3 protein-coding genes and 1 pseudogene are annotated in these 2,238 nt (G+C 46.2%); 1 reads left to right on the top strand and 3 read right to left on the bottom strand.

What is annotated here, in order from left to right; all coding sequences use genetic code 11:
• The 3 genes and pseudogenes from PX481_RS04060 to PX481_RS04050 form a co-directional block, all read right to left on the bottom strand.
• Positions 1-227, bottom strand: a pseudogene (locus PX481_RS04060) (IS4 family transposase); the annotation flags it as partial.
• The gene (locus PX481_RS04055; protein WP_052276459.1) at positions 206-565 is read right to left on the bottom strand and encodes a hypothetical protein; all 360 of its coding nucleotides are present in this window, start codon (positions 563-565) and stop codon (positions 206-208) included. The gene PX481_RS04055 and the pseudogene PX481_RS04060, both read right to left, overlap by 22 nt.
• Before the next feature lie 118 nt (positions 566-683).
• Positions 684-1,517, bottom strand: a complete 834-nt coding sequence (locus PX481_RS04050; RefSeq protein ID WP_002761031.1) for a photosystem II manganese-stabilizing polypeptide — start codon at positions 1,515-1,517, stop codon at positions 684-686.
• A 299-nt stretch (positions 1,518-1,816) separates the two neighbouring features.
• Between PX481_RS04050 and PX481_RS04045 the strand changes: the two genes are divergently transcribed.
• On the top strand, positions 1,817-2,020 hold the full coding sequence (locus tag PX481_RS04045; RefSeq protein ID WP_196219853.1) for a hypothetical protein: 204 nt from the start codon (positions 1,817-1,819) through the stop codon (positions 2,018-2,020).
• The last annotated feature ends 218 nt before the right edge of the window (positions 2,021-2,238 follow it).

Below are 2,238 nucleotides of genomic sequence, written 5' to 3'. Positions count from 1 at the left end.
TACCAGCGCACACAGGTTATCGCCGATTCAAAGCTACTAATGTCTAGGCTAGTTAAGAGGAGCCAACTGATAGGATTAACCCCGGTATGAGGATTTTCTTCTTCAGCTAAAATTACCTGTAATTTGACAGATTGACTAGGCTTCGCTTTCGAGTGATGCTTAGGTACTTGTATTTCAAAACTGGCAAATCTAACTGTTAGTTTAGCTAGTCTAGCCTCGTGATATGGACAAACAGGGGTAAAGTCGGCACTTCAAAAGATAATCTTTCGGCCTTTCCTGTCCAATTTAAAAACGGTTCACCGATTGCCTTGAGTTTACGCGCTGCTATTTTGGCGGTTTCTAAATCTTCGGCTGCGAGAATTTGCTCAATTAAGGCCTCAGCTTCTTCTCGTGCGGGGTTTTCATCCCAGTTTAACTCCGGGGACAAGGAGGAATCATAACAATAGGTGACAGGGGGTTTTTTCTTCTTGAAGTGGGGTTCCGTGCCAATATCGGGGCGCTGGGGATGTTCCTCGCCATGGTTGTAACTTTTGGCTTCCGTTTTCTTGTTCGTCTTCTTGGGCATGAGCAACTCTTCCTCCATGGCGAGGTCAATCTTTATTTTAACCCCAAGAGAGCCGAAAAAAAGCGAACTTCTCTAGGGAGAAATTCGCCTTAATTTCCAGAAATTCTGAATTTATTAATTAGGCACGAGCTTCGAGACGACCGTAGAAAATGCCGCGAATTTTCACTTCTTCAGCATCTTTTGCCCCTAAATCGGTGTCGGAAGGCTGTTCACTTTCAAAAACACCAGCAAACTCGCCAGTAGAAGCATCAACTTTAGTCACCTGTAAAGACATAGTACCTTTACCCAGTTCCGTCGCTTTGACGTTAGCACGCTGGAAATCTTGACTATCAGCACTAGCGGGTAAAGCGACAGCATTATCATAACCCGTCACCACACCCCGACCTTTGGGATCTAAGAAACCAGCGCCACGATAGGAGGGAACTTTAAATTCGCCTTCAAAATCCGTGGAACTGTTAATCGAGTTAAATCCGGCTTCGGTTTTGCCAGTGAAACCTTTAATGGTAAAGAAGAGGGGAACTCTTTCACCTCCGGGTAATTGTACGGTAATGGGTTGGAAATCGATACCGTCTTCTTCCTTGAGGGTTAAAACACCGTCTTCACCTACGGTTAAGGTCGCTGTCATCTGTTCTAAACTGGTGGTATCTCTGGTTAAGAGTTTACCCGGGATAAAGGTGGCTGCTTCCCGCTTATTAATGGGTTCACCCTTGACAAAATATTCTTGGGGTTCCAAACATAAATCTGTCACCACATAACTTTCGCCGCTTTCTAAGGGGAGAGTACCCCGGGTAAACTCGGAAATCTGCGGACATTTGTTAGCTAATCCAGTGTTTAAAATTTCATCATAGGTTAGCTCGTTTCTATTCAGGACGGCACTAGGCGCGTCGCTACAAGCTGTCAACACCCCTAAGCACAAGGCTAAAAAGGCAACTAACAAGGCACGAAATCTCATCTATGTCAACCTCTCTTTGTCAATCTTTACAATTACTACCCTTGATCCATAGCCTGATGAATTATCGAATCGGTTGCGCCAATTCACCGAAACTCAGTTTATCAAAGATCAGTGACCATTGAGAAGATGGGAGACAGGGGACGGCAGGCAGGGGATAGGAGTCAGGAGATAGGAGTCAGGAGATAGGAGTCAGGAGACGGGAGGCAGCCGGCAAGAGGCAACAGTAAAGAGATTGGAGGAGATTCGGCTAATCGAAGAATAAGCAGTTTAAATACGTCTTAGCTTAGGAGTCAGTCCCGATGAAAAAATTTTCACCACCACAGATGAAAGAGGTTTCCTTCCCCACACCCCACACCCCACACCCTACACCCCACTTCCCCACTTCCCCACTTCCCCACTTCCCCACTTCCCCACACCCCACACCCCACACCCTACACCCCACACCCTACACCCCACTTCCCCACTTCCTCACACCCTCTTTCAAGTCAGGAGGCTCTAAGTAACTGATAGCTGATGACTGATATGATTGGTGTGACTGTTTTCAAATAGGAACATGAATAGCCGATTGCCGGGAGATAACAGCCAATTAGATAGCCAACTAGATTCCCTTGTAACGACGGTGACAGCGATCGCCCAAGAACAGCAGGGAGATTGTAACGGTTTGTTAATGTTGCTGCGAACTTTAGAAAATTTACATCGGCAAATTCGCGAGCAGATGTTC

The sequence above is a fragment of the Microcystis sp. M53603_WE2 genome, assembly GCF_030065435.1.
This window is presented reverse-complemented; position numbering and strand designations above follow the sequence as displayed.

Coding starts and splice junctions, on each gene's coding strand:
- PX481_RS04055 (WP_052276459.1), bottom strand. CDS start 565: ATGCCCAAGAAGACGAACAAGAAAACGGAAGCCAAAAGTTACAACCAT.
- PX481_RS04050 (WP_002761031.1), bottom strand. CDS start 1,517: ATGAGATTTCGTGCCTTGTTAGTTGCCTTTTTAGCCTTGTGCTTAGGG.
- PX481_RS04045 (WP_196219853.1), top strand. CDS start 1,817: ATGAAAAAATTTTCACCACCACAGATGAAAGAGGTTTCCTTCCCCACA.